Origin of the sequence: Nonomuraea sp. KM90, assembly GCF_052246675.1 — a bacterium.
Classification (GTDB): Bacteria; Actinomycetota; Actinomycetes; order Streptosporangiales; family Streptosporangiaceae; genus Nonomuraea.
Genome location: NZ_JBQQCB010000135.1, coordinates 1 through 25,000, shown reverse-complemented (window position 1 = coordinate 25,000; position 25,000 = coordinate 1). Strand labels below are relative to the sequence as shown.

At 68.7% G+C, this 25,000-nt stretch carries 25 protein-coding genes; 8 read left to right on the top strand and 17 right to left on the bottom strand.

Annotated elements, in window-relative coordinates; translation table 11 throughout:
• Together ACTWPW_RS54240 and ACTWPW_RS54235 are read right to left on the bottom strand one after the other, a co-directional pair.
• A partial coding sequence (locus ACTWPW_RS54240; protein ID WP_443173594.1) for a transposase occupies positions 1-850 on the bottom strand: 850 nt, incomplete at its 3' end.
• Complete coding sequence (locus ACTWPW_RS54235; protein WP_364125439.1) at positions 847-1,257, bottom strand: hypothetical protein; 411 nt, start codon at positions 1,255-1,257, stop codon at positions 847-849. The genes ACTWPW_RS54240 and ACTWPW_RS54235, both read right to left, overlap by 4 nt.
• A 393-nt stretch (positions 1,258-1,650) precedes the next feature.
• Here ACTWPW_RS54235 and ACTWPW_RS54230 point away from each other — a divergent pair, with 393 nt between their 5' ends.
• Both ACTWPW_RS54230 and ACTWPW_RS54225 read left to right on the top strand, forming a co-directional pair.
• Positions 1,651-2,247 carry a group II intron maturase-specific domain-containing protein gene (locus tag ACTWPW_RS54230; protein WP_443173593.1) on the top strand — a complete coding sequence of 199 codons (597 nt, stop codon included), beginning with the start codon at positions 1,651-1,653 and terminating at the stop codon, positions 2,245-2,247.
• A complete protein-coding gene (locus ACTWPW_RS54225; protein ID WP_443173592.1) occupies positions 2,208-2,561 on the top strand; it encodes a hypothetical protein in 354 nt (117 codons plus the stop codon). The genes ACTWPW_RS54230 and ACTWPW_RS54225 overlap by 40 nt, the downstream gene beginning before the upstream one ends.
• 208 nt (positions 2,562-2,769) lie before the next feature.
• On the opposite strand, the gene ACTWPW_RS54220 is transcribed toward ACTWPW_RS54225, so the two are convergent.
• The 15 genes from ACTWPW_RS54220 to ACTWPW_RS54150 form a co-directional block, all read right to left on the bottom strand.
• Positions 2,770-3,375 (bottom strand): TetR/AcrR family transcriptional regulator, encoded by a 606-nt coding sequence (locus ACTWPW_RS54220; RefSeq protein WP_443173591.1) that lies wholly within the window; start codon positions 3,373-3,375, stop codon positions 2,770-2,772.
• The gene (locus ACTWPW_RS54215; protein WP_443173590.1) at positions 3,345-4,856 is read right to left on the bottom strand and encodes an FAD-dependent monooxygenase; all 1,512 of its coding nucleotides are present in this window, start codon (positions 4,854-4,856) and stop codon (positions 3,345-3,347) included. The genes ACTWPW_RS54220 and ACTWPW_RS54215 overlap by 31 nt, the downstream gene beginning before the upstream one ends.
• A complete protein-coding gene (locus ACTWPW_RS54210) occupies positions 4,857-5,456 on the bottom strand; it encodes a site-specific integrase (RefSeq protein WP_443173589.1) in 600 nt (199 codons plus the stop codon).
• Positions 5,446-5,898, bottom strand: a complete 453-nt coding sequence (locus ACTWPW_RS54205) for a Tn3 family transposase (protein WP_443173588.1) — start codon at positions 5,896-5,898, stop codon at positions 5,446-5,448. Before ACTWPW_RS54205 ends, ACTWPW_RS54210 begins: the two co-directional genes overlap by 11 nt.
• Positions 5,899-5,947: 49 nt before the next feature.
• Positions 5,948-7,057 (bottom strand): hypothetical protein, encoded by a 1,110-nt coding sequence (locus ACTWPW_RS54200; RefSeq protein ID WP_443173587.1) that lies wholly within the window; start codon positions 7,055-7,057, stop codon positions 5,948-5,950.
• Positions 7,054-7,572: a SigE family RNA polymerase sigma factor gene (locus ACTWPW_RS54195; RefSeq protein WP_443173586.1), complete on the bottom strand. Its 519-nt coding sequence runs from the start codon at positions 7,570-7,572 to the stop codon at positions 7,054-7,056. Before ACTWPW_RS54195 ends, ACTWPW_RS54200 begins: the two co-directional genes overlap by 4 nt.
• A 340-nt stretch (positions 7,573-7,912) precedes the next feature.
• Complete coding sequence (locus tag ACTWPW_RS54190; RefSeq protein ID WP_443173585.1) at positions 7,913-9,094, bottom strand: cytochrome P450; 1,182 nt, start codon at positions 9,092-9,094, stop codon at positions 7,913-7,915.
• A gap of 77 nt (positions 9,095-9,171) precedes the next feature.
• A complete protein-coding gene (locus tag ACTWPW_RS54185) occupies positions 9,172-9,993 on the bottom strand; it encodes a class I SAM-dependent methyltransferase (protein ID WP_443173584.1) in 822 nt (273 codons plus the stop codon).
• Between the two features lie 43 nt (positions 9,994-10,036).
• Positions 10,037-11,647, bottom strand: coding sequence for an ABC transporter permease (locus ACTWPW_RS54180; RefSeq protein ID WP_443173583.1), 1,611 nt, complete (start codon positions 11,645-11,647; stop codon positions 10,037-10,039).
• Entirely contained in the window at positions 11,644-12,564 is a 921-nt protein-coding gene (locus ACTWPW_RS54175; protein WP_443173582.1) for an ABC transporter ATP-binding protein, read from the bottom strand. Before ACTWPW_RS54175 ends, ACTWPW_RS54180 begins: the two co-directional genes overlap by 4 nt.
• Positions 12,557-13,252 carry a TetR/AcrR family transcriptional regulator gene (locus tag ACTWPW_RS54170; RefSeq protein WP_443173581.1) on the bottom strand — a complete coding sequence of 232 codons (696 nt, stop codon included), beginning with the start codon at positions 13,250-13,252 and terminating at the stop codon, positions 12,557-12,559. Before ACTWPW_RS54170 ends, ACTWPW_RS54175 begins: the two co-directional genes overlap by 8 nt.
• A 366-nt stretch (positions 13,253-13,618) precedes the next feature.
• Positions 13,619-14,941 carry a PucR family transcriptional regulator gene (locus tag ACTWPW_RS54165; protein WP_443173580.1) on the bottom strand — a complete coding sequence of 441 codons (1,323 nt, stop codon included), beginning with the start codon at positions 14,939-14,941 and terminating at the stop codon, positions 13,619-13,621.
• A gap of 10 nt (positions 14,942-14,951) precedes the next feature.
• On the bottom strand, positions 14,952-16,976 hold the full coding sequence (locus ACTWPW_RS54160) for a prolyl oligopeptidase family serine peptidase (protein ID WP_443173579.1): 2,025 nt from the start codon (positions 16,974-16,976) through the stop codon (positions 14,952-14,954).
• A complete protein-coding gene (locus tag ACTWPW_RS54155; protein WP_443173578.1) occupies positions 16,973-17,278 on the bottom strand; it encodes a DUF885 family protein in 306 nt (101 codons plus the stop codon). Before ACTWPW_RS54155 ends, ACTWPW_RS54160 begins: the two co-directional genes overlap by 4 nt.
• A gap of 237 nt (positions 17,279-17,515) precedes the next feature.
• Positions 17,516-17,956 (bottom strand): TetR/AcrR family transcriptional regulator, encoded by a 441-nt coding sequence (locus tag ACTWPW_RS54150; protein ID WP_443173577.1) that lies wholly within the window; start codon positions 17,954-17,956, stop codon positions 17,516-17,518.
• A gap of 98 nt (positions 17,957-18,054) precedes the next feature.
• Here ACTWPW_RS54150 and ACTWPW_RS54145 point away from each other — a divergent pair, with 98 nt between their 5' ends.
• The 6 genes from ACTWPW_RS54145 (at position 18,055) to ACTWPW_RS54120 (ending at position 24,843) form a co-directional block, all read left to right on the top strand.
• Positions 18,055-18,279: a hypothetical protein gene (locus tag ACTWPW_RS54145; RefSeq protein WP_443173576.1), complete on the top strand. Its 225-nt coding sequence runs from the start codon at positions 18,055-18,057 to the stop codon at positions 18,277-18,279.
• A 227-nt stretch (positions 18,280-18,506) separates the two neighbouring features.
• Entirely contained in the window at positions 18,507-20,162 is a 1,656-nt protein-coding gene (locus tag ACTWPW_RS54140; protein WP_443173575.1) for an AfsR/SARP family transcriptional regulator, read from the top strand.
• A gap of 53 nt (positions 20,163-20,215) precedes the next feature.
• A complete protein-coding gene (locus tag ACTWPW_RS54135) occupies positions 20,216-22,528 on the top strand; it encodes a BTAD domain-containing putative transcriptional regulator (protein WP_443173574.1) in 2,313 nt (770 codons plus the stop codon).
• 50 nt (positions 22,529-22,578) lie between these two features.
• Positions 22,579-22,806 (top strand): hypothetical protein, encoded by a 228-nt coding sequence (locus ACTWPW_RS54130; protein WP_443173573.1) that lies wholly within the window; start codon positions 22,579-22,581, stop codon positions 22,804-22,806.
• A 646-nt stretch (positions 22,807-23,452) separates the two neighbouring features.
• Positions 23,453-23,848 carry a peptidase inhibitor family I36 protein gene (locus tag ACTWPW_RS54125; protein ID WP_443173572.1) on the top strand — a complete coding sequence of 132 codons (396 nt, stop codon included), beginning with the start codon at positions 23,453-23,455 and terminating at the stop codon, positions 23,846-23,848.
• Positions 23,849-23,934: 86 nt separating this feature from the next.
• A complete protein-coding gene (locus ACTWPW_RS54120; RefSeq protein ID WP_443173571.1) occupies positions 23,935-24,843 on the top strand; it encodes a hypothetical protein in 909 nt (302 codons plus the stop codon).
• The last annotated feature ends 157 nt before the right edge of the window (positions 24,844-25,000 follow it).

Below are 25,000 nucleotides of genomic sequence, written 5' to 3'. Positions count from 1 at the left end.
TGTTCGCGCACTGGGAACTGCGGTATTGACCTGATGATTGGACGGCACGAGCCGGATGAATCGAGAGGTTCACGTCCGGATCTGTGGGGGCGGGCAGGTGAGATTCCTGCCCGCTACCCGGCAAGCTTGCCTCCACGTGCGGGTTGTCGTTGCTGGTTTTCGGGCGGGAGTGGGACTTGGCCACGCCCAGGTCGATCAGCAACTCGGCGACGGTCTTGGAGGTCATCGACGAGCCGCGATCGGCGTGCAGGGTGAGCGTGCCGGGATCGATGCCGTGCTTGCGGGCGGTCTGGGCGATGAGCATCTTGGCGAGATCGGCGGACTCGCGGGAGGCGACCATCCAGCCGACGACGTAGCGACTGAACAGGTCGATGATCGTATAGAGCGAGTACCAGACGCCTTTGCCTGGGCCGCGGAGTTTGGTGATGTCCCAGGCCCAGACCTGGTTCGGGGCGTCTGCGACCAGCTCGGGCACCGTCCGGGGCGGGTGGGTGGCCTGCCGGCGCCGATCTCGGCCGACCTCGCCGTGCCGGCGCAGGATCCGGTACATCGTGGAGACCGACGCCAGGTAGGTGCCCTCGTCCAGCAGGGTGAAGTAGGCCGTGGCCGGGGCGGCGTCGGCGAAGCGCTCGTTGAGCACGGCGCGGACGCGCTCGCGTTCGGCTTGCGACAGCGTGGCCGGGTGCGGCTTGCGTGCTGCGGCCGGGCGGATCGGAGCCGGGCTTTGGCGGTTTTTGCGATACCAGGTGGCCTGCGGAACCCCGGCTGCCTGGCAGGCCTTGCGCCGTCCGAGCAGCGGCGTGAGTTCGACGATCGCCTGGTCCTGGGCGGCCTGGAAGAGCTGGTTCACCGCTCGCCCCGAGGCGTCGAGGTCTCGCTGCTGGTGGCGAGCTGATCCAGCAGCGCGAAGAGCTTTCCCTGCACCTCGATCACCTGGCGGGTCTTGCCGAGTTCGGCGCGCAGCCGCTCGACCTCCGCCTGCAGCGCGTCGATCTGCTTGTCCCGCGGATCCGCCTTCGGCCGGCCGACCGGCCGAGCCAGCGCCTGCTCCGCGCCATGGTCCCGCGCCGTGCGCCAGCTGGAGATCAGCGACGAGTACAGGCCCTCCCGGCGCAGCAGCGCGCCCTTGCCGGCCTTGTCGAGCTGGTCGTACTCCTCCAGGATCCGGGCCTTGTAGGCGGCGGAGTAGGTGCGCGGACGTCCTCGTTCGCGTACCTGAGGGTCGGGGATCTCCGGATCCGGCTTGCTTGCTCCCACGAAGGGATGTCTCCTTCCCCACCCTCAGCACAGAGTTTCATGCCTGTTTGTTACCTCTGTCTATTTTGACAGGGAGGGAGGAAACCCTTCGCCTGCTTGGAATAGCAGCGCACCGACACCGGCGACAGACCCCGCTCCCGGTCCAGCCACGTACGGAACTCCGCCAGAAGCCCCACACTGCCGCCGCCAGCCCACACGCAGCCTGCATCCACGTCCGCCTCCATGATCATCTCCTGTCCGGAGGAACCACTGACACGAACCAGACAGACAGATCACCAGCGAACCCCGCAGGATTATGCCGACATCAAGACTCTGCGCACCACCTTGACCAGGCAACTCTCACGCCAGAGCGGCATAACCCGGACCTCGGCATAATGCGATGACTTCGTCATCATGGTGTTCGGCGATCGTCATCACACGGAGGCCTTGCGTGAGGAGGTGTCAACCGTACTCGCCCCTCTGGGATTGCGGCTGGCACCGGAGAAGACCCAGGTGGTCCACATCGATGAGGGCTTCACGTTCCTCGGCTTCGACATCCGCCGGATGCGGAAACGAGGAACCAGCAAGCACTACGTCTATACCACGCCGTCCAAGAAGGCCGTCCAGTCGATCAAGGACAAGGTGAGGACAAAGACGTACAGGTCAACCCGCTATCAGGATCTGGGTGAGTTGCTCGCCGACCTGAACAGATCCCTCGCGGGGTGGGCGAACTATTTTCGGCACGGTGTGTCCAAGGCGAGTTTCAGAGCCGTCGACTCCTTCACCTGGAATCGATCGATGCGCTGGATACGCGCCAAGTACAGAGGACGAACCGGGCTGTCCATGAAGGAACTCCGTCGCCGCTTCTGCGACAAGGGGTGGAGGTTCGCTCACAACGGAGTCGTATTCACCGGCGCGGCCAGCGTCACGGTTACCCGCTACCGCTATCGCGGAAGGAACATACCGACTCCATGGATCCCGAAGCCGGCAGTTGCCCCCACAAGCAACTGACCAGCGGTCAAGACACGTGGAGCGCCCGGTGCGGTGAGAGCCGCACGCCGGGTGCGGCGAGCGGCACGGGGAAACGGACCGGGAGCAATCCGGGCACCGCGCCCCGTGCCGACTCAACCGGCCGGTTCTACCGGTCGAAGCTGTACCGGCTCCTGACGCGCATCAACGCCTATCTGATGCGCTGGGTTCGCTCGAAGTACAGACGGCTGCGGGCGAGAAAGAAGGCCCACCAGGCGTGGCTGAGGGTCACCGAGCAGTACCCGAGGCTGTTCGCGCACTGGCGTTGGATCGTCACCATGCCCGCCGTCTGGTGACTAGGGTGACAAGAGCCGTATAAATCGAGAGGTTTACGTACGGATCTGTGGGAGCCGGGAGGTGAGATCCCTCCCGGCTACCCGACCGCGATCATCGAGATCGTTTCCCGCCGCCTGCAGCGGTTGGTCTCGTAGGTGGACCTGAAGTGGCCTCGCTGCAGGTAGGCGCCCTCATCCAGCAAGATGGCCTAGTAGTACCGGAATCCGGCTAGGTCGGGACGGCCTGGTAGCCGATGCGCCGGAGCAGGCCCCGCAGCCGGTCCTCGATCTCCACCGCGGTCACCTCCTCTTGATGCAAGAGGACGAACCCGATCGCGCTGGACAGGATGTCGCTGATGACGCCGGGATCGGTCTCCCCAGGCAGCTGGCCGGCGTCGATGGCCCGCCGGGCGATCTCAGGCAGGGTGTCCAGCCGCGGCTGCAGGTATCGCGCGCGGTAGGCGGTCACCAGGTCCGGGTAGTCGATCGAGGCTCCGATCACCCGGGCCATCAACGCGCGGAACCGGGGCCGGCTGAGGAGTTCGGCAATGAAGCTGACCAGCTCGTCCACGCTCTGCCCGGCCGGCGGCGCGTCCAGGTCGGCGCCGCGGGCGTGTTCGAGCGCGGCCATCAGCAGGTCGTCCTTGGAACGCCAGCGCCGGTACACAGTCAGTTTGGCCACACCGGCGCGCTGGGCGACGGCCTCGATGCTGGTGCCCGCGGCGCCGCGCTCGATCAGCAAGTCGAGCGCCGCCTCCAAAATGGCGGCGTCGTTACCTGGGTCGCGTGGGCGGCCGTGGCGTTCTACGCTGGCCACAGCATCTGATTCAGCCATGCCGTCAGTTTGTCTGGTGCCGGGCGGCCACGCCAACCGATGTGCCCGTCTGGGCGGATCAACACCACATCGGGCACATCCTTGTTGACCGTGATGAGGACTGTGACCCGGTCGACGCCCAGTTGAGCCGCGGCCGCCTCGGCGTGCCGGGCTGCCTCACCCTCATCGCTGGCCAGGACGACCCAGCGACCCCCGATCGCGGCGTGGAGGGTGGTTTCGCCGCCGTCGCGACGGCGGCACCGGATGTCCGGCATCCGGTCGCCAGGGCGCGGTCCCGAGCCGTGCGAACGCGGGGCCAGCGGCCCGCCCCGATAGCTGATACCCAGTTGAGATGAGACCTGCAAAAGCTTCCGCTGTACGGCAGGCAGGCGGACAGCCGGCAGAACCACCTTGTCGCGCACCAGCCGCTTCCACCGCGTGTCCGGCAGCATGATGCCCACCGCCGTACTCGTGGCCCTCAGGACTTTTTCTGCCAGCGGGCGCCGCTCGCCTTCGTAGGTGTCCAGCAACCGCTGGTCGGCACGACCGTCGGCGACCAGCACCAGCTTCCAGGCAAGATTCTCCGCGTCGCCGAGCCCGGTGTTCTGCCCCTGCCCGCCCGTGGGGCTCTGGATGTGCGCCGCGTCACCCGCCAGCAAGATCCTCCCGCGCCGGTAGCTGTCGGCCAGGCGGCGGTGGATCCTGAACTCCGAGGCCCATTTGACCTCAGTGACCGTGTCGAGCCCGATTCCGCTACGGCGAGAGAACTCCTGCAGCACGCGATCGGTGATCTCGCCTTCTGACAGGCCTTCCGGTGGTGGCGCCGATGGTTCTGAGAACACCCGCCAGGTGTCGTCGGGCAGCGCGGTCACCGACAGCATGTGACCGGTGTCCATCCAGGTCGTGCTGCCGTTCCTGTCGTAGGGCCAGATGGCTTTCACATCGACCATCAGCAGGTCTTGAATGAGTTTGCGCCCGGGAAAGCCGATACCGGCGAGTTTGCGCACGACGCTGTGCGCGCCGTCACAGCCCACCAGCCAGGCGGTCTCGATGTGCTGTTGCGTGCCATCGGCCGCCTGGATGGTGACGGTGACGCCCGCGCCGTCCTGCCGGGCTCCGACCAATCGCGTATCCCACTCGACGTCGCCGCCGAGTTCACGCAGCCGTTGCCGCAGCGTGCCTTCGATCTCGGCCTGTGAGATCAGCAGCGTTTGCTTCGGCATGCTGGCGGCGGCCTGGCCGACGTGCAACCGCAGCACGGTCTGTGATCCTTCGTTGTAGGACATGTTGAGCATGGTCTGCGACCTCTCCCGCAGGTCGCCCAGCGCGCCGATGCGTTCCAGAACCTCGGCGCCGCGCGGCTGCAGGCCTAGAGCGCGAGAGGTGGTGGCTGGGCCCGGGGCGCCGTCGATGACGCGAACCGGGATGTGGTGGAGCGTCAGGTGGATGGCCAGGGCCAGCCCTGTAGGGCCGGCGCCGGCGATGAGTACATTGTCGGTCACTTAGTAAACGATACGGTACCGATTACTAAGTCGCGTAGTGATCTCCGTCACCGCCCGCACCTGTTCGGCGCTGGCCGCAAAGTGGCGCAGCCGGCAATCGGCCTGCTGTTTGACGCGTTGCACCGTTTTGACCCGCACCGCGCGGCGGACCGGCCGCTGCCGGCTGGCCCCGCCCATGAACGGCCGGTGCCGCTCCGACACCCGCTGCAGAGCAGGATCGGGGCGCTTCTCGATCGGGTTCAACCGCTCCAACATCCCGGCCAAGATGACGTACTCGTAGAAGGAGGACACCGCAGCGAGGATCCGGTTCACCGTGCTGGGCGCCAGCTTGGTCGCCGGGCCGTCCGCGTCGACCACCACCGTCAACGCCATGCGCTGCCGAGGCCGGCGCGAGGGCACCGACCGCAGGTACTCCAGCAACGCGATCGAGTGCCGAGGCGTGAACTCCTCCCAGGCCAGACCGTCACGTTCGAAGAACCGCCACAGGTGACGAAGGTCGTAGGCGTACGACACGAGCGTGTTGGGCGAGCAGTCCCGGGCTGCCAGGAACCGCACAAACCCCGCAACGACCTCGACCGGCTGGCCGTCCTCATCGAGCAACTCGACCTGGTGTAAACCGTCTTCGTCCTGCTGCTGCCGTACTCGCACAGACCCCTCCGGAGCCAGTTGACCCGTTCCCCGCCCGACCGGTCGAATCCTGGTACCAGTGGGTTAGCGGGACAAGATGTGTCCATGTAACAACAACCCCGTGAGTATCTGTCGCGTGCTCGGCGATCGGCAGGTCGGTCGCGTTGCCCAGAAAGTCGTCCAGGACAAAGTGCGCCTCCCGCGCCGTCGGCACGATGATCTTCGTGCCGAACGTCGACCACTGGTCGGAGACATGGGTGTAGGTCGACAGCACCTGACCGCCGTGAATGACAATGTTCCGGCCGGTCACGGTCTTGCCGCGGACGGGGAACCGCTGCCCGTCCGAGCTCGACATGGTGCCGCTATTGGTAACCCCGGCTAACAGAACCTGCGGAATGAGATCGTCGGCTGCCATGGTCGCGTTTCCGTCAGGATCATGGCCCTAAGATCGGGTCGCCCCGCGCTTATTGGCTCGCGAGCCCGGGCAGAACCAGCCGCTGCGCGTTCCAGCCTCCTGGGTAGCGGGCCACCTGGTGGGCCTGGCCGGTGTTGACGTTGACTGCGTACGTGCGAACGTCGTCCCGGTTCTGGTAGACGATCACGACCTCGGATCCGCTGGTCCATAGAGCGGTGCCCACCACACCGCTGCCACGGCCTGCGGGCAGCCCGCGCATGGACACCTTCCGCAGGGTCCGTCCGGTCTTGGCGTCCAGCACGGTGAGCCTGCGCTTGGTGTGGTCCGGGACCTCGAAGGCGGCCACCGTGTGGCCGTCCGGGGCGATCTCGCTGAACATGATGAACTTCCCGTTGAAGCGCACCGGCCGGCCGCCGCCGGTGACCGGCATCTGCCACAGATCGGTCTTGACGTAACGGACCAGTTCGGCGACGCCGCCCTTGATGCTGACCACCTCGTACTTGCCGTCCACCGGCCGGCTCTTGCCGGTACGCACGTCGATCAGCAACCCGGGATCCTTGGTCCCCTCGCGCGGATCGAAGATCACGTAGCGGCCGTCATCGGAGAGCGCCAACATGGAGGCCATGCCGATCCGCTCCTCCTTCACGGTGACAGGTGAGGTCACCTGCGTGCCGCCCACCAGATCACGGACCACGTGTGCCTGGGCCTGGCGACTGTAGTAGACGAGCATGCGCCCGTCCCGGCTGATCGCGACGGGCACGTTGTCGTCCTTGGCGGTCGCGACCAGCGCCTGCGGCACCCGGTAAGTCGTGCCGCTCCGGGTGACCACCCGCCACTCGACCGTGCCGCAGTCGATGCGGACTGGGTTGCTCTGGTGCTTGCAGCGCGTCTGGAATGCGTACGCGATTGGCCCCACCGCCCCGTCCGGCAGATCGGGAACGGTGTCCACCCGCTGCGGCGTGGCCGTGCGGTCGGCTCGCTGCCACGGCAGCGCCACGGCAGTGCTGGCCGCGCCTACCACCGCGACCGTCGCGACGGCGGCCAGCACGGCGGTGGCCCGCCGCCGCCGGCGCCGGTGGCCCGCCACTGCCACGTCGGCCAGGTCCACCAAAGGCGCCTCTGCGGCGATGCCGTCCAGCGCCTCACGCAGCCTCGTCATCGGGCCACCTCCTCGATCTCCGGGTCGTTCAGCAGATACGCCAGTTCGGGCGCGAGCGCCCGCAGGCGGCTCAGCGCGTGATGGGCCTGGCTCTTGACGGTGCCGAGCGCGCAGCCGAGCGCCTCGGCGGTCTGCGCTTCGGTCAGGTCCTCCCAGAACCGCAGCACGATCACGGCCCGCTGCTTGGGCGTCAGCTTGGCCAGCGCCTGGCGTAACATGATCCGCTGGAGCGCGGCGTCGTCATAGGAGGCGCCACGCTCCGGCAGATCGGCGCTCGGCGCCTCCGGCCGCGGCCGACGCTTCCACGAGATGTACTGGTTGACGAGCGCCTTGCGGGTGTACGCCTCGGGATTGCCGCCGCCGGACAGCTTGGACCACTGGCCCGCGACCTTGATCAGGACGCTCTGCAGCAGGTCCTCGGCGAGGTGCGCGTCTCCCGTGAGCATGTACGCCGTCCGCATCAGCGCCTGCTGGCGGGCGAGCACGAACTCGCGGAAGTCGTCGTGACGATCCAATGTGATCTCCTCTCACCGGTTCCAAACGCGACCCACCGGGCGAAAGGTTGCACCCAATTCTCGGGCGTCGCGATACGGGTTTCCCGGCGTCCCAAGACTGGAGTGGCGGCGGGAGTGACAGTGGACGTGGCGGGTGGAGAAGATCGCGGACGGATGGCAGCGCCTGCGCCTGGCGGCGGAGGGCGGCCCGAGCGCAGGGGCGGGAGGTGACATAACGGGCCTTACCAGGCGGTCCATAGAAGGAGTAGGCGACGAGCATGGCGACGAACGCGGCTGCCAGCAACAACACCGACCCCAGGCCCTTCACCTGGAACAAGACCGGCCTTCACGCGCAAGACAACTAGGCCTCGTCCCAGGTCACCGGGAGGCGGTGCACACCGTAGATCGCCATGTCGGTGCGCAGGGGAACCTCCTCGTGTGGGACGGCCAGGCGCAGGGCCGGGAACCGCTGGAACAGCGCCGGGAACGCGACTTGCATCTCGACACGGGCCAACTGTTGGCCCAGGCACTGGTGGATGCCGTGGCCGAACGCCACGTGGCCGGTAGCCTGGCGGCGCAGGTCGAGCGTGTCGGGGCGGGGGAAGCGGTCTGGGTCGCGGTTGGCCGCAGGGATCGACACGACGACCGTCTGCCCCGCTTTGACCAGTTCCCTGCCGAGCTTGACGTCCTCCAGCGCAGTCCGTATCGTGCCGCCGATGATGCTCAGGTAGCGCAGCAGCTCTTCTACGGCCCTGCCGGTGAGATCCGGCTCGTCGCGGAGGACGGCGAGCTGGTCAGGGTTGCCGAGCAGCGCGAATGTGCCCAGGGCGAGCATGTTAGCGGTGGTGTCGAAGCCGGCGGCCATCAGGAGGCCGGCCATGTTGGCCAGTTCCTCGTCGGTCAGGCCGCCGTCGGCGACCAAGCCGCTGAGCAGGTCGTCGGTGGGGTTGGCGCGCTTGGCCCGCACCAGGTCGCCCATGAACCGCTGCAGCCTGGTGGTGGAGGTGAGCTTCTCCTCCGGTGAGGCCGTCAGGCTCAGCAGCGCGGCCAGGTCTTGCTGGAACCGGGCCCGCTCGCTGGTCGGAACTCCGAGCAGCTCGCAGATCACCAGGCCGGGGATGGGGACCGCGAACGCCTCCACCAGGTCGACCGGCGGGCCGTGTCGTTCCATCGCGTCCAGGTGCTCGGCGGTGATCTGCTCGATTCGCTCGGTGAGCTGGCGCATCCGGCGGACGGTGAACTGGCCGGTGAGCAGGTGGCGGTAGCGGGTGTGCTCGGGCGGGTCCATCGCGATGAAGGCCCCTGGTGGGGCCGGTTGCGGCTTGTCCGTTGTATTCACCATGGCCACCAGGCTGTGTGCGAGCTCGGGCCGGTGGCTGAAGCGATTGTCGGCCAGGACCGCGCGGGCCAGGGCGTGGCTGGTGACCAGCCAGCCTACGTGGCCGTCCGGATAGGCCAGCGGCGTGAGGGGATGGTCGGCGCGCAGCCGCGCGAGCTCCTCGGGTGGATCGAAGGGACAACCGGCGGGACGCTCGGTCGGCATCGATACCGGCGCTGGAGTTGAGGAAATGGACATCTATCTCCTTCCAGGGGTGTTGTGATCAGCACGCGCCCACCTGGTCAGAACTGGTAGCGGAGTATCCAGCCGCTCTCTCTCCAGGACGGAACCATGCTGATCAGGGCGCACAGTGTCCGGTAGTGGAGCGGAGTGCGTGCGAGCAGGGGCGTGTCCAGCTGGTTCTCCTTGTCCACGAAGAGCAGGCGGTCGTCGAGCTTTTCGGCTCCTCGCGCGTCGTCGAGTGCCCATTTCTCTTCGATGCCGAACTTCGTGAAGAGCGCTGACGGTCGTCTCTCGTGTCGTTTCTTGATCGTCGATGAAATGTTGTTGAAGACGAACTCCCCTCGCGGGAAGTGGTCCATGATCTGCCGGAAGACCTCTCGCGCCTCGTCTTCGCTGAGAAACCCGAACAGGCCGTCGGCCACGACCACCACGGGCCTGTCGCCCGGGATCTGCGCGAGCCAGCCCGGATCGACGACGGACGCGCCGATGGTGCTGTGTTCCGCGCGTTCGGGGTAGAGCTGCCGCGCGACCTCGATGACGTCGGGGAAGTCCACGTCGTACCAGTGATGGCCGGGCGGCGGATCGACCCGGGAGACCCTGAAGTCGAGCCCGCACCCGAGATCCAGGACGACCGCATCCGGGTTGTTCGCCAGATACTTGGCAACCCACCCGTCCATCACGCGTGACCGGACGGCCACGGCGAACCGTGCGATGGTCATGGACTTGAACTGGGAGAAGTCGAAGTCGAGGCGCTGTACGGCTCGTTGTGGCCATGGGTCGCGCAGGATGGGGCGCCGATCTCGGCTTTCCAGCCATCGAAGGTACAACTCGAGGAGCGCGGTTGCTCGCAGGCCGGTGAAGTCGATCAGGATCTTGTCCATGAGCCCTCCTGGCTCTGCTTGTGGTCTGTGAGGTTGTGCGGGCTCAGCCGACCGGCATGTCACGGCGTCGCAGGCCTGCCAGGCCGAGCACGATGAGCACTGTCGCCATCGCCGTCAGCACGACCAGCGGCAGCACCCTGACCTCACCACCGGGGAGTTGCGGGAGATGGGCAAACGCCGACAGGTCGATCACCCACTGGCTGAGTTCCAGCTCCGCGCCAACCCAGCCGAACAGCGTGCTCACCAGGAGTACGGCGAACGCGCCGGCGGAAAGGCGGGGCAGGAGGCCGAACAGTGCGAACGCGAGCCCGGCGAACACCCACACCGCGGGCAGCTGGACGAGGGCGGCGCCCAGCATGCGCGGCAGTTGCCCGCCTATGTCCCCGGTGTTCATCCCGTACGCCAGCCCGACCGCCAATCCGAACACAACCAGTCCGAGCGCGGGGCCGAGCAGCGCAAAGGCCAGGTGGCCGCCCGACCACCGCAGCCGGTCGACCGCAGTGGCCAGGACGGCTTCCACGCGCCCGCCGCTCTCCTCGGCCCGTAGCCGGAGCACGGCCTGGATGGCGAGCCCGGCGGAGACTACGCCGAGCATGGCCATCATGCCCACGAGGAACTGGTCGGCGACGGTGCCTGGACCGCCTATCCGGGCGAGGATCTCTCGCGCCGCCGGAGTGCTGTTGTTCATCACTTTGCCGAGGCTCTCGGCGATGCTGCCCAGAACGAATCCGACCAGGGCGAAGCCCGCGACCCTGCCGGCCAGTGACCCGCGGTGCAGCCTCCAGGCGAGCGCCAGGGGCGTGCGCAGACCGGACGCGGCGGCGGCAGGACCGAGACGGTCGTGGAACATACCCCCGCCGAGATCCCGCCGCCCGGACAGGGCGATGGCCCATGCGGTCAGCACGGCGACCGCGCAGGCGGCGAGCCCGAGGACCCACCAACGTTCACCGCCGAATGGCCGGACCTGGCCGACCCAGCCGATCGGCGACAGCCAGGACACCCAGCCGAGCCCGGCCCCGGCCTTGCCGCTGACATCGCCGATGCCGCGCAGCAGGAACGCGGCGCCGAGGACGACGATTCCGATGCCGCGGGCGCCGCCGGCGCTGGTGGTGAGCTGGGCGACCACCGTGCCTATCGCGGCGAAGACGCATCCGGTGCCGGCCAACCCGAATCCGAACGCCAGCGAACCGGCGGCCGGCAGGCCCTGGCTGATCAGGCCCAACGCTGTCAGCATGCCGAGGACCAGGCTGGCGCCACCGGCCGTGATCAGGGCGGCTGCCAGGCCCGCGTGGCGGGAGACCACGGTCGCGCCGATTAGTTCGCGCCGGCCCGCCTCCTCCTCCGCGCGGGTGTGCCGGATGACCGTCAGCATGCTGATCAGCCCGATCATGAGCGGGATGAAGCCCGCACGCCAGGTGACCAGTTCGCCCAGGCTCGATCCGTGCAGCGCGCCGTACGTCACGGTGAAGGCCGTGTTGTGGATGCTCGTCTCCGCGTACTCCTGGCGCGCCTGTGCGGTGGGGTAGCCGCTGTTGAAGGCCGCGACGAACGCCAGTGGGAACAGCCACGGAAGGAAGACCCACAGCGGGAGCAGTACCCGATCACGCCGCAGTGCCAGGCGGATCAGCTTTCCCGCGCCGGTCAGCGCGTTCATCGCCGTGCCTCCGCGTGACGCCCCGAGCTCGCGCCGGTGCGGTCGTAGTGCCGCAGGAACAGCTCCTCCAGCGTGGGCGGCTGGCTGACGAGGCTGCGCACGCCCACCGCAGTGAGCTGTTGCAGCGCCCTGTCCAGCGCGGCGGCGTCGACGGCGAAGCGGACCCGACCGCCCTCGGTGCGCAGGTCGTGCACGCCGGGCAGGCCGACCAGCCCGTCCACCGGGCCGGACAGCTCGGCCTGGATGACGGTACGGGTAAGGTGGCGCAGGTCGGCGAGGGTACCGTTCTCGACGGCCCGGCCGTCGCGGATGATGGTGACCCGGTCGCACAGCGCCTCAACCTCAGACAGGATGTGGCTCGACAGCAGCACCGTCCGGCCGCGGTGCTTCTCCTCCAGGACGGCCTCGCGGAACACCTCCTCCATCAGCGGATCCAGGCCCGAGGTCGGCTCGTCGAGGATGAGCAACTCGGCGTCGGACGCCAGCGCGGCGACCAGGGCCACCTTCTGCCGGTTGCCCTTGGAGTAGGTGCGGCCCTTCTTACGGGGATCCAGGTCGAAGCGCTCCAGCAGGTCGGCCCGGCGCTTCTGGTCGAGCCCGCCGCGCAGCCGGCCGAGCAGGTCGATCGCCTCGCCACCTGACAGGTTGGGCCACAGCGTGACGTCGCCGGGGACGTAGGCCAGGCGGCGGTGGAGCGCCGTGGCGTCGGCCCACGGGTCGCCGCCGAGCAGCCGGGCGGTCCCCGCGTCCACGCGCATCATGCCCAGCAGAACGCGGATGGTGGTGCTCTTGCCCGCGCCGTTCGGCCCCAGGAAGCCGTGCACCTCGCCGGCGCGGACGACGAGGTCTAGGCCGTCCAGGGCTCTGCTGGATCCGAAGGTCTTGACCAACCCGGCCACCGTGATGGCGTCAGTCATGGTCGTGCTCCTCATCCTGGCGGATCGCGGTCACGCGTTCCGCTCGTGGTGGTGTGTCGTGGATCTTGTCGAGGGCATCCCGCATCTCCGCGGCCTCTTCCCGGCTCAATATGGGGTGGGAGTAGATGTCGAGCATGGCCTTGGCCAGCAGGTGGTCGCCCTCCGGGCTAAACACGTCGACGCCCATGGCTCGTGACAGCTGCCGGTGCAGGATCGGGACGGACAGCGCCATCGCGACGCTCAGCGCCGCCCGGACCTTACGATCGGCGTAGGGCGGATCGGGACGTTTCGCGTCGGCTTCCGCGAGCCACTGCTCCCCCAACTCGACCAACTCGTCGAACACGGGCGCCGCCCACCCTTCGGTGAGGGCACGCACCAGATACTGCTGGTGCCGACCCAGCGCCACCCTGCCAAGGGCGACGTAGTTCACGTCGCCGGGCACGGTGTCGGCGCGGACCTGGTCGTTGAGCCTACGGATCATCTTGGTCAGGTAGGCGTCACATACCTCGCGCAACTCCTGCTTGGAGCCGAAGTGGTGGCGGACCAGCCCCGAGGACACGCCCGCGGTCTCGGCGATCCCCCTGATGGTCGCGCGCTCGAACCCATACTCGCCGAAGTTCTGCAACGCCGCGTCTCTGATCCGGGCGCGGGCGGTGAGGTCCTCAGGATCGGGACCGGACGTCGTCATGGTCACTACCTCCTATCCCCATGTGCCATAAACTACTCACGTGAGAAGCACATTACACACATGTGTAGTCTCTGTCCAATGCGGAACCGAGAGCGGCCTCGCTGTAGTCCCGGGAAATTTCCATCGGATTGCCTGACCTGCGCTGATGCGTGCCTGTACCGTCCGTTGATCACTTCCGTCGGATGTGAGTATCCGATCGTTGACCTCGCATGGCGTGGTCAGGGAGTTGAATGCATCCCGGTCCGGACGACCTCGGTCGGCGAGTGCATCGCCGTGGTCGTGTGGCTGGCGCCGAGGTGGCGGGGTTCGCCCAGGACGACACGGGTGTCACGGTGGGCTCGCGGACGGGTCGCGCGTCCGGGCCGACTACCTCGTCGGCTGCGGCGGCGGCCCCAGCCTGCCCGGTGGGGGCCGCCGGATCGACCGACGAAGCACAAACCGGTCTCCGTTGTGTTGCCACAGACGTCGCACGGCCGTCACCTCAACCTGATCAGCCTGGCGGCCTTGAGCCCGAGGTGCAGGGCGAGACGGTCGTCCCCGCTGGACAGGTCGACCGAGGCGATCTCCTCGATTCTGCGCAACCGGTAGTACAGGCTCGCGCGGTGGATGCACAGGCTCGCGGCAGTGCGCTTGACGTCGCCGGCGTTGCCCAGGAACGTCTCCAGTGTGGTGAGCAGGCGCGTCGTTGCCGCCGTCGTGGTCGAGCAGGCGGCGCAGCCCGGGATGGAGGTTGTGGCCGAGACGGTCGGCGGGCAGCTCGGCCAGCAACCCGTAGACGCCGAGGCCGGAGTGCCAGACGACGGGGCCGAGGATCCGGGTGATCCCGGCGATGTCGGCGGCCTGCTTGGCCTCGGCGTAGGAGAGGTGGACGTCCGTCAGGGCAGGGCGGTGCTCGCCAACGCCGACCCAGCATTCCTGAGGTGTCCTGCCGCTCTCGGCGGCGATCTGCCGGTGGATTGCGGTGGCCAGGTCGTCGGTCTCGGCCTGGGAGGGGACGGGCTGGACGAGGACCAGGATGCCGTGGTCGGGGCGTTCCAGGTGGATGGCGCTGCGCGGGGGGAGGCGGCGGCGCGCGTGGTCGAGGCTGACCGTCAGGGCGAGCCGGTCCTGGTCGCCGAGCGGCTGGCCGGGGTCGTGCGCGACGGTCGCCACCAGCGCGCGCACCGGACCGGCGGTGATCAGTTCTTCCTCGATCAGCTGCTGTGCCGCGTCGCCGCGCAGCCGTGGGTCGGCCGAGATCAGGTCGCGTACCAGCTCCCCCTCGCGTCCCCGGCTCAGCTCGCCGATCAGGAAGTCCCGGTGGAGCGTGTACGCGGCGCTCTCGGCGGCTTGCCGCACCGCCGTCGCCTCCTGGCCGGTGACGCAGCCGTCCGACAGCAGCAACCACAGAAAACCCAGCAGGGTCTGCTCGTGCCGGACTGGCATGCCTGCGCGGGGCACGTCGAGCCCGAGTTCGGGCCGGGCGGGCACGATGAACAGGTCGCGGGCCTCCAGCGCGCCGCTGGCGTGGATGTGGGCCACCAGCTCGGGGGAAACGCGCCTGCGCATGATCGACTCGACCCGGGCGGGGTCCACGTCGCCGGTGTGCGCGGTGTAGACGAGCAGATGGATGTTCAGGTCGTCGAGCGCCACCGACCTGCCCAGGCGCGCCCCGAGGCTGTCGACCAGTCTCTGGAGTTCGGATGCCATGGCCCCCAGGCTATGCCGGGATCATGCCCAGCTCCCGCATGAGGAAGGCCAGCAGCTCGGCGGCGTGGTCGGTCACCTGCGCGCTGTCCAGGGCGGCGTGCCCGGCGCCTTTCCAGACCCGCAGCAGGATGGGGTGGCCTGAGGTGCTCGCCGGTGCGAGCTTGGCGGTGAACAGCCGGCCGTGGAAGGGCTGGCAGCCGAGATCGTGCTCGCCGAACGCCTGCAGGATGGCCGGGTACGGGGTGCCGGGCGCGATGTTGTGATACGGCGAGTACGCGCGGATGATGCCGGCGCCAGCGGGCTCGTCCGGATCTCCGTAGTCCTCCAGGAAGACCGAGCGGACCGCCTGCGGCGCCGGGTGGCCGGGGCCGAGCGGCTGGAGCATGTCGAACAGCGGCACCTCCGCGACCAGCGCCCGCCACAGGTCGGGACGCTGGACGAGGGCCACGCCGGCGAGCAGGCCGCCGTGGCTGGCTCCATGGAAGCCCAGCCGCGCGGGCTCGGACAAGCCGGCCGCGATCAGGTCCTCGGCGATGGCGAACAGGTCGTCGAAGGTGTTCTGCTTGCGTGACAGCCGGCCGTCCTCATACCACGTCCGGCCGTACTCGGCCCCGCCCCGGAGGATGGCGTGCACGTAGATCCCGCCGGCGCGCAGGAACGGCGCGTAGGTGCCGAGGAAACGCGGCAGCCAGGCCACGTTGAAACCGCCGTAGCCGTTCACCACCGCGGGGCAGGGCCGATCAAGCTTCAAGTCCGCACGGTGCACGACGAAGTACGGCACCCGGGTCCCGTCCCGGCTGGCCGCGAAGCGGCGGGCGACGGTCATCCCGGCCAGCCCCGGCTGCCGGGGACCCGTCGGGACCGGCTCGCCGCGTTCGGCGTCGTAACGGTACGGCGTCAGCGGGTCGACGAACGTGTTGTACGAGAACGTCAGCACCTCCGAGCGCTCAAAGCGGCGGCTCACCATGGCCGTCGGCGAGCTGCCGAGACCAGGCATCGCGATGCGCTCGACGGGCTTGCCCTCTCCGGTGACCAGCCGGAAGCCGGCGACGGCGTCGGCCACCTCACACAGGACAAGGTGGTCGCCGACCCGGGTGACGCAGCGCAGCACCGCATCGGACTCGGGTACGAGCTCGCGCCACGTCCGCTCGTCGGCGGAGGTGGCGACCGGGATCGCGACCAGCCGCCCGCGCGGCGCGTCACCGGTGATCACGGCGACGTAGGTGTCGTCGTCAAACCAGACGCCATGGCACTCGCCCTCGTAGCCGTCGGGCACGAACCTCCGCCACGCGCCGGTGCGCCGGTCGCCGAGATGGGCCGCCACCTGCTCGTGCTGTCCGGTGAGGGTGATGACCCAGCGGCCGTCCGGCGACACCTGCGGAGTGAGCCCGGAGGGGGAGCTGGCCAGCTCGTGGCGGCCGATCACGTGGACCGGCGCGCCGATCTCTCCCGCCGGCTGCACTGGCACGAACCAGACCCGGTGGTCGCCGGACTCCGAGCGATCGCACATGTAGAATCCGCTGCCGTCCGGCAGCCAGCCGGGGACTGCGCCGGTGAGCATGTGCCGGTGCGATCCGATCGGCAGATCGCGGCCAATCGCCGTGTCAACCGCGCGGAGCAGGCCGATCATCTGGCCGCCGTGGTAGACGCCGAAGACGACGCGGGTGCCGTCCGGCGTAGGCTCGTACCAGACCAGCTGCGCCGGCTCGCCGTCACGCAGGTATTCGGCCGCGTGGGGATCGACGAGCAGCCTGCCGGGCTCGTCCGGAGATTCCGACATCCACAGGCCCAGCGCCGCCTGCCCCGGCGGCACCGGGGCCAGTCGGAACCATCGGCCGCCGAGGCGGCGCGGGGTGCTGGTCCCGAGGCTGTCGGAGGCGTTCTGCGCCGCGGGCCCGCCCGCGAGTTGCTCGCGTACTCGGGCGAAATGCTCCCAGTCGCGCACATACGAACGAGCGGCGGCGTCCTGCCGCTCCTGCCAGGCGAGCGACTCGCCGGTGTCCGGCCGCAGCCACTCGTACGGATCAGTGGTCATCGGGTCTCCATGCCTCCACTCGTGTACGACAGCCATGCGTCGACGTTCGCCTCGACCGCCGAGAGCGGCAGCGCGCCTGGCGCGAGCACGACCTCGTGGAAATCACGAACGTTGCACCCGGCGGCTCCGGCGCGTCCGCGCAGGTTCCAGAGCTTCTGACGGCCCAGCCGGTACGCCAGTGCCTGGCCGGGCAGGTCGGTCGAGTAATGCAGCGTCTCGGTCTCGATCTGCCGCTCGGACTCGGAGGTGGTCTCGGCCATGAAACGGCGAGCCTCGGCGAGCGTCCGGCCGAAGGCGTTCATATCGAGTCCACGACCAGCCGCTGGGCCGTGAGCCGCTGATGGACGTAGGTGCCGTAGCAGTCCCACGAGTTTCGTAAGCAGGGTGTTCATCTGCTCGACGTGCTGGCTGGACATGAAGACAGGCGCGTTCATCGGGCTCCTGCCTGGCAGACCTCTGCACCGTACCGACGGGGCCACCCCTCTCGACATCGACAATCGTCAAACCAGGCGCACCTTTCCTCCGGCAAACGTCAAAGCTTAGGAGTCGATGGGGATTCGGATGGACCGACTCCTATGCCTGCACGTAGCCTCCTTTTCCGGGTGAGCGCTGGCCGGGACCGACCGGCGGACTGCGGGCCGCCGCATGCGGACCTGGGCGCCGCAGAACACGTCGCCGATGGCCTTGCCCAGCGGGCACTTGGTGGGCACCTCGATCCGGCGCACCACGGGCTCGTCGGCCGGTCGGGCTGCGACCCGGGCCGCGATGAGGGGGTCGTACTGGTCGTAGAGCACCAGGTCTTCCTTGGTGGGGAAGTGCCGGTAGACGGTCATCGTCGAGACCCCGGATGCCCTGGCGACGTGGTCGACGGTGGTCGCGTCGTAGCCGTGCTCGACGAACAGCCGCATCGCGTGCGACTGGATCATGCGCTGGGTCTCCGTGCGCCGGCGTTCGCGCAGATTCGGCCTGTCACCACTCATGTGCGATACAGTACCGTTCTGGTGGTTGCTAACAGATAGAGAGTCACTAACATACTGAGGTGCGTGGAGTGGGAAGACTGGCTGGGAGGACCGCCGTAGTGACTGGAGCCTCGCGGGCCCATCGCAAGCGGGGAGGCGTCAGCACCACCATCTTCCAGACCGACGACGGCGGCGCGCGCCTTCGCTACGAGTTCGTCGACGACGTTAAGGACCTCTCCCCGCCCCTGGAGCCGGACCTGGCGCCCATGTGCCAACTGCTCCAGTCAGGAGCCGCCGTCGCCGGACGCGACCGCAACGAGAAGCGGCAGCCGTTGCGTGTATGAGCGCCGCTTCAATTCTTCTAGGTAATGCCCTGACCCGGAACGCGAAAGGCCCATCGCCGCCGAGCACCGATCGACTCCCGGAGCCACCTGTTGTGAAGCCTTCTCGCAACGAAATAGGGAAAACCATGACGTCTGTTGACCCCCCGGTTGACGCGCCACCGCACTTCTCGCGGGTGTTGGAGGATGAGCTCCCCCAGTGGGCTACTGGGGACCATGGGCGCCCAAGCATGCGTGACGGCGAATTGCGATTCGAGGTCTTCGGGGCGGTACGGGCCTGGCGAGGCGACCAGGCGCTGTCCGTGGGACCGGCCAAACAACGCGCGGTCCTGGCCGCGTTGCTGCTCGCGGGCGGTGAGCCGGTGTCCGTTCGGACCCTTGGGGAATGCCTGTGGGGTGACCCTCCGGCCAATTCCGCCGGCCTGGTGAAGACGTATGTGGGCCGATTACGCAAGATCATCGGTAGGTCGTCGGTCATGCGCGAATCGCTCGGATACCGCCTCGACGTGACCTCCGACCAGGTCGATCTCCTGCGGTTCCGCGGGCTGCGGGAGCAGGCGAGGTTACCAAACGCCGACCCGGTCCCCCTGCTTGCCGCAGCCTTTGCCCACGTCGAGGGGCGGCCGTGCGACGACCTCGGGGCCGGAATACGCTTGCACCCCCTGGTGACCGAAGTGGAGCGAGAGCTGTGTGAGGTCGCGATCGAGTACGCCGACTGCGCGGGGGCCGACCGGGCCGCGGAGACGGCGCGCGTGCTTGAGTGGGTCATCACGATGGCCTCGCTCGATGAGCGGCTGTACGCTCGGCTGATCCGCGCGTACGCGCTGAGCGGGCGTCAAGCGGACGCGCTCACCACCTACGAACGAGTCCGCGTACGGCTGCGCGACAAGCTCGGCGTCAATCCCGGAGCCGAGATCGGCGCCGCCTACCAGGCGGCGCTGGCCCAGCAGGTGGTCGTTCCGGCCCCGAGCGTCGGCGCGCCGCCGGTCGCCCTGATCGGTCGCGATGCCGAGCTGTCGGCCGTGGCGGACGCCCTGGCCCGGCACAGGGTCGTCACCGTGGTCGGGCCGCCGGGCGTGGGCAAAACGGCGCTCGCGTGTGCCGTCGCGCAGCGGACCGCCTCCCGCTACCGGGACGGCAGCGCTCTGGCCGAGATGGAAAGCCTCCCGGCAGAGTCCGCCGGCGCTCGGGTGGCCCTGGTCGAGGCGCTCGCGTCGGCGACGGCCGCCCACGGGGATCCCACCATCACGTTCACCCGTCCGCTCCGGGACCGTCAGATGCTGCTCGTCTTCGACGGCGCCGAGCACGTGGTCCGGGCCTGCGCGCTGCTCGTCTCCCAGATCGTGCACGAGTGCCCCCGGGTGAGTGTCCTCGTCACCTCCCGCAGGCCGCTGGGGCTGCCTGGGGAGAACATCCAGGAGATCGGCCCGCTGGAGACGTCCGGACCTGAGGCACCGGCCGTCGATCTGTTCCTCACGAGTACGGGCGCGAAGGCGGATCCGGATTACGCGGCCGAGGTGTGCCGACAGCTCGACGGGCTTCCGCTCGCGGTACGGCTGGCCGCGACTCAGCCGCATGACGTCGCCCCCACGGAAGTGGTCGAAGCGGTCATCGCCGAGTTGGCCGGACCCGTGGAGCGCAGTCTCGACCTGCTCAACGTACGGCAACGCGCGCTGTTCAGGCGACTCGTCCGTCTGCCGTGCCCGTTCTCGCTCCAGGAAGCCGAGAGATACGCGTCCGACGTCACCGACGTGGCGATGCTCCTCAGCGATCTCGTCGAGGACTCCCTCGTCCACCGCTGTCTCAAACCGCGCTACCGCTACCGCATCCTGACCCCGATCGAGCGGGTCGCATCGGCTTACTTCGAGTCCAGGGCTGTTGCCTAGACATGGACGATTACCGATCAGACGACCTGTCGTTCATCGGAGGTCAGCCGGCCGTGCGCTTGCGGATACTCGGCCCGTTGCGCGGGTGGCGGCAGAAGGAGCCGGTGGAGCTGGGGCCGTTTAAACAGCGTGCCGTGCTCGCGGCATTGCTGCTGAAACCCGGTCAGCCGGTCGCGCATGACGAGATCATCGAATTCGTCTGGGGCGAGGACATCCCGGCCTCGGCGGTGAACCTCGTGCAGACGTACGTACGGCGGCTGCGGGACGTTTTGGAACCCGGCCGGACGCGGCGGGGCCGGAGGGGTCTGCTGAACACCCTCGGGGCGGGCTGCTATTCCGTACAAGCTGGGGAGGACGACCTCGACCTGCTGCGGTTTCGCGCGATCGCAGAGCAGGCGAGCCTGGCCGAGGCGCCAGGGGAGCGGCTCGACCTGCTGATCGAGGCCCTGAACCTGTGGCAGGGGCCGTGCCTGCACGATCTCGGCGAGTCCTGGCAGCGCCATCCGTGGGTGCGCGCGGTGAACCAGGAACGCATCAGCGCCGTGCTCAGTGCGGCTGACGCGGCACGCCGATGCGGGAGGGTAGCGGAGACGGTCGCTCCGCTACGCGCCGTGGCGGCTGACGAGCCGCTGAACGAGCCCGTCCACGCGCACCTGCTGATGGCGCTGGTCGAATCGGGGGAAGAGGCCGAGGCGGTCGCCTGCTATGAGCGGATCAGCCGCGGTCTCGCCAACGAGTTCGGCGTCGATCCCTCGCCGGGGCTGCGCAACGCCTACCAGGAAGTCGTCGCCCGCGTCGTGAGCCTCCAGAAACCCGGGCAGGTCATGGAACCGGTGACCTGGCGGGGACCGCGCCCGCTGCTCGGCGGGCTCGTCGGCCGCGAAGCGGATTTGACCGGCGTGGCCGGGCTCGTGAGGGAGCGCCGGGTGGTGACGCTCATCGGCCCGGGTGGAGTCGGCAAGACGGCCCTTGCTCTCATCGTGGCCAACCGGCTGGCCGACCGCCACTCCGGCGGTGTAGCGGTAGTGGAGCTGGGCCCGCTTCCGGCTGCCCGTCCCGACGGCGGACGCGGCGAGCAACTGGATGTCCTCGCAGAGACCATCTGTACGCTGCTCGGCGCGCCGGTTGGCTCACTCGGCCCGGTGGAGGCCCTGACCAGGGCCGTGCGGGACCAGTCCATGCTGCTCGTCCTCGACAACGCCGAGCACGTCACACCCGTCGTCGCCCACCTCGTCGAACACCTGGTCGGCGCGGCGGACCGGGTTCGCATGCTGGTCACGTCACGCCACCCGCTGGGCATCGCCGACGAGACGGTCTGGGAGGTCGAGCCGCTGCCCGTGCCGCCAGGCGACGGCGATGACGACCCTCTGGGCTACGCGGCCGTTGAGCTCTACCTGCGCCGGGCGGAGCAGCACTGTCCGACCCTGGACCTGTCCGACTCCCTGCCGATCGTTTCCGAGCTGTCCCGCCGCGTGGATGGCCTTCCGCTGGGCATCGAGCTGATCGCCGGCCGGTTGCGGTCGATCTCTCCCGCCATGCTGCTCGAACGAATCGACGAGTGGCTGGGGGTGCTGAGCCGTCCCGGGGAGCACGGACTGCCCCACCAGCGCACGCTCGCCGCCACCGTCCAGTGGAGCATCGACATGCTGGAGCCGGCCGAACGGCTGCTGCTGAGCCGGCTCGCCGTCTTCGCCGGCAGCTTCGACCTGGAGGCGGCCGAGCGCGTGGCGGGCTTCGGGGACCTGGGTGCGAGCCGGGTGGCCGTCCTCCTGACCGGGCTCATCGATCACTCACTGGTGCACGTCATCCGGTGCGCGGAGTACCGCTACCGGATCCTCGCCCCCATCCGGAAGTCCTGCCTCGAACTCGCGGACGCGGCCGACCTGTTCGCGACGCGCGACCGGCACCTGACGTTCTACCGCGAGCTGGGTGACACGCTGGTGAACGGCTCCCCGCAGGACGGCGCGGCGGTCCTCGCCTGGCTGCGGGCGGAGTCCGCGGACGTCAGCGCGGCGGTGGAGTGGGGTTTGCGTCCGAACGCGGAGCCCAAGGCCGTCAACGACAGCGTCGGCCTGCTGACCGCGGCCGCCCTCGCCATGGTGGACTCGCACCAGGCCGCAGGCCGCAGGCGGCGCGCGGACATCCTGCTCGGGTTGGCCTCGATCATCGACGCGCTGCTCCATGAGGACGCCGCGGACCGGGCCCGCCACGCGGTCGGGGCGGCCCACGAGGTGGGCGACCTGCGGCACATCGTGGCCGCCCACGCGGGGGCGGCGGTGATCCTGGCCTGGCGGGAGCACCACACCGAAGCAGAGCGATGCCTGGACCGGGCGTTCGAAGCGGCCAAGTCGACCGGCGCCTGCTGAATTCCTACCCCTGCTACCACCCTCTGGTCGCGCTGCAGGCGGGCCGGCTGATGGAGGCGGACAGATCGGCGGGCGTCGTCCTGACGCTGGGCTGCGACGTCACCCGCGACGCGCTCACGTCCGCGCTCCTCTGCCTGACCTGGGGAAAGGTGTTCGCCGGCCGCCCCGAGGAGGCCAGCGAGCCGCTCGGCATGGCGCAGAGGTGCGTGAGAACGCGCAGCGCCCGCTCCTGCTGCCCGAGATCGCCGAGTTGGTCGCCCACAGGATTCGGCGGCTGAGGCGGGCAGCCGAAACTCGCATGATCCTCGCCGAGAGCATCCCGGTCGCCATGGCGGAGCACAACCGGGCGGTGGCCCTGCGGATGGTGCACTCGCCCCGGCGCTGGCGATGGAGTCTGGCGATCCCCGCGCGGGCGACCCGTAGCGGGGCTGGCACGGATCCGCCGCTCCACCGAGTTACGGGTCGTGGCCCTTCACGGCGGCGCAATGGCGGGAGTGGGAGATCAAGCTCGATCTCCCGGAGGCCGAAGCGGCCGCGTCCGGCGAGGTGTACGGCCTCCTGACCGAGTGCGTCGACCTCTTCCTCGCCTGCCTGTGCGCGGACGTCGTCAGGACGTAGTGGCGAGGCCGTCGGACCACGGTACGAGCTTGGTGTCTTCCACAAAGTGGCAGAGAGGTTTGAACAGATGTCCCGTCCGGCGCGGAGGGAGCCTCGGCCGGCGCGAACAGGTTCGACAGGACGGCCGCGGTGAGACCCGCGACAGCCGGGACAGATGTTTCTGAATTCCAATGGAAGACCGCCAAGTCGTGACGGATTGTAACTGAAATCCTGCTCTTAGTCCTTCCATAGTTGCTTCAGGCTGATTTCAGCGCCCGCGGCCAAGATGTTGCACCGGAACCACCGTTGAAACCTGAAGGGGACAAAGTGCACCGCAAGATCGCTATTTCCGTCGGCGTCCTGGCGCTGGGAGCCGCAACCCTCTTTGGCCCATCGGCGTCGGCCTCGGCCACGTCGGAGCAGGTTGGCATGCAGGCCGCCTACTTCTGGCTCTTCGAGCACGACAACAAGCAGGGCGGCGTGATCGGCTTCACCGGCGACGACAAGGACCTCGCCAACAATGACTGGTGGGGGGAGCCGGGCCGCTCCGCCGAGTACAACGCCAGCTCGATGGACAACGACACTGCCCGCTCCGTCCTCTTGTGGGTCAATGGCGGCACGTCGTGCAGTGGCCGCGTGTACCTGGCGGTGCCGAACTCCGAGGACAGGGACCTGACCAACAACAACTTCGACAACCTGGCGTCCTGCGTCGACTTCCTGTGACCTGACTGCCTGAACCCGGCGGGGACGGCGCCGATCGTACGGCGCCGTCCCGGCCCCGCTTGGAGGACCAAAGGGGGTTGTCGTCGATGGGGCGCGTTCGCGCGACACCGTCCGCACTCGTCACGTTGTCCGCGCTCTGCGCGGCCACTGCCGCCTGCGCGGGATCCGGCCCGCCGCGGGCGGTTCCGGAGGATGTCCCTGCTATCAGCGCGCAGGCGCGCGAGTTGCTCCTCCCGCTCGATGCGTACGTGCTGCGTACCCTCGACATCCACACCATCGAGGCGGCCGAGGACCGGCTCATCGCCGACTGCATGCGCAAGCAGGGCATGGACTGGACTCTCCTGCCTGCCTCCGCTGCCGAAGACCCAGCGCCGCTGAACCGCCGGCGTTACGGAGTGATCGAACCGGCGATCGCGGCGCGGTACGGCTACCACATCCCGCCGCCGCTGCCCGTGCTGGCGCGGCGAGAGGAGGCGTGGGCCGCCCGGAAAGAGTTGGCCCGCCGGAAACAACTCGCCGCCTACGGAAAGGACGGCGTGGGCGGGTGCTGGCTTTGGGCGCACGAGTATCTGGAGCGCGGCATCGGGCCTTACCCTGCGGCCCTGTATAACAAGTACGCCAAACAAGCTTTCGAGGCCGGCCAACGCGCGCCTCGGGTGGTGGCGGTGATCCGTGAGTGGGAGGCGTGCATGAAACGCGCGGGACACTCCTACGCCGACCCGTTCCGCGCCGCCGAGGATCCCGCCTGGGCGCGCTCCTCACGCCCCTCACCCCGGGAGTTGTCCGTGGCGCGGGCCGACGTCAGGTGCAAGGAACAGACGGGGCTGGTCACCACCTGGGCCGCGGCGGAGAAAGACATCCAGAATGACATCGTGGCCGACAACGCCGCCGATTTCCGGAAGCTCAAAGACACGCGGGAACGCCTGCTGCGCGCGGCCTGCGAGACGTTGCGGCCCTCGGGCGAGGGTTGCAGTCCCTCGCCGACAAGGGCGTGAAGGTCGAAGTCGAACCGGCGGCTCCCGTCAGACGGCCGCGGTGAGACCCGCGACAGCCGGGACAGATGTTTCTGAATTCCAATGGAAGACCGCCAAGTCGTGACGGATTGTAACTGAAATCCTGCTCTTAGTCCTTCCATAGTTGCTTCAGGCTGAT

Coding starts and splice junctions, on each gene's coding strand:
- ACTWPW_RS54190 (WP_443173585.1), bottom strand. CDS start 9,094: ATGCCGACCGAGCGTCCCGCCGGTTGTCCCTTCGATCCACCCGAGGAG.
- ACTWPW_RS54160 (WP_443173579.1), bottom strand. CDS start 16,976: ATGACCACTGATCCGTACGAGTGGCTGCGGCCGGACACCGGCGAGTCG.
- ACTWPW_RS54120 (WP_443173571.1), top strand. CDS start 23,935: ATGGGGCGCGTTCGCGCGACACCGTCCGCACTCGTCACGTTGTCCGCG.
- ACTWPW_RS54200 (WP_443173587.1), bottom strand. CDS start 7,057: ATGACGAGGCTGCGTGAGGCGCTGGACGGCATCGCCGCAGAGGCGCCT.
- ACTWPW_RS54175 (WP_443173582.1), bottom strand. CDS start 12,564: ATGACTGACGCCATCACGGTGGCCGGGTTGGTCAAGACCTTCGGATCC.
- ACTWPW_RS54180 (WP_443173583.1), bottom strand. CDS start 11,647: ATGAACGCGCTGACCGGCGCGGGAAAGCTGATCCGCCTGGCACTGCGG.
- ACTWPW_RS54170 (WP_443173581.1), bottom strand. CDS start 13,252: ATGACGACGTCCGGTCCCGATCCTGAGGACCTCACCGCCCGCGCCCGG.
- ACTWPW_RS54220 (WP_443173591.1), bottom strand. CDS start 3,375: ATGGCTGAATCAGATGCTGTGGCCAGCGTAGAACGCCACGGCCGCCCA.
- ACTWPW_RS54150 (WP_443173577.1), bottom strand. CDS start 17,956: ATGAGTGGTGACAGGCCGAATCTGCGCGAACGCCGGCGCACGGAGACC.
- ACTWPW_RS54230 (WP_443173593.1), top strand. CDS start 1,651: ATGGTGTTCGGCGATCGTCATCACACGGAGGCCTTGCGTGAGGAGGTG.
- ACTWPW_RS54225 (WP_443173592.1), top strand. CDS start 2,208: ATGGATCCCGAAGCCGGCAGTTGCCCCCACAAGCAACTGACCAGCGGT.
- ACTWPW_RS54140 (WP_443173575.1), top strand. CDS start 18,507: ATGCGTGACGGCGAATTGCGATTCGAGGTCTTCGGGGCGGTACGGGCC.
- ACTWPW_RS54205 (WP_443173588.1), bottom strand. CDS start 5,898: ATGGCAGCCGACGATCTCATTCCGCAGGTTCTGTTAGCCGGGGTTACC.
- ACTWPW_RS54165 (WP_443173580.1), bottom strand. CDS start 14,941: ATGGCATCCGAACTCCAGAGACTGGTCGACAGCCTCGGGGCGCGCCTG.
- ACTWPW_RS54130 (WP_443173573.1), top strand. CDS start 22,579: ATGGAGGCGGACAGATCGGCGGGCGTCGTCCTGACGCTGGGCTGCGAC.
- ACTWPW_RS54185 (WP_443173584.1), bottom strand. CDS start 9,993: ATGGACAAGATCCTGATCGACTTCACCGGCCTGCGAGCAACCGCGCTC.
- ACTWPW_RS54155 (WP_443173578.1), bottom strand. CDS start 17,278: ATGAACGCCTTCGGCCGGACGCTCGCCGAGGCTCGCCGTTTCATGGCC.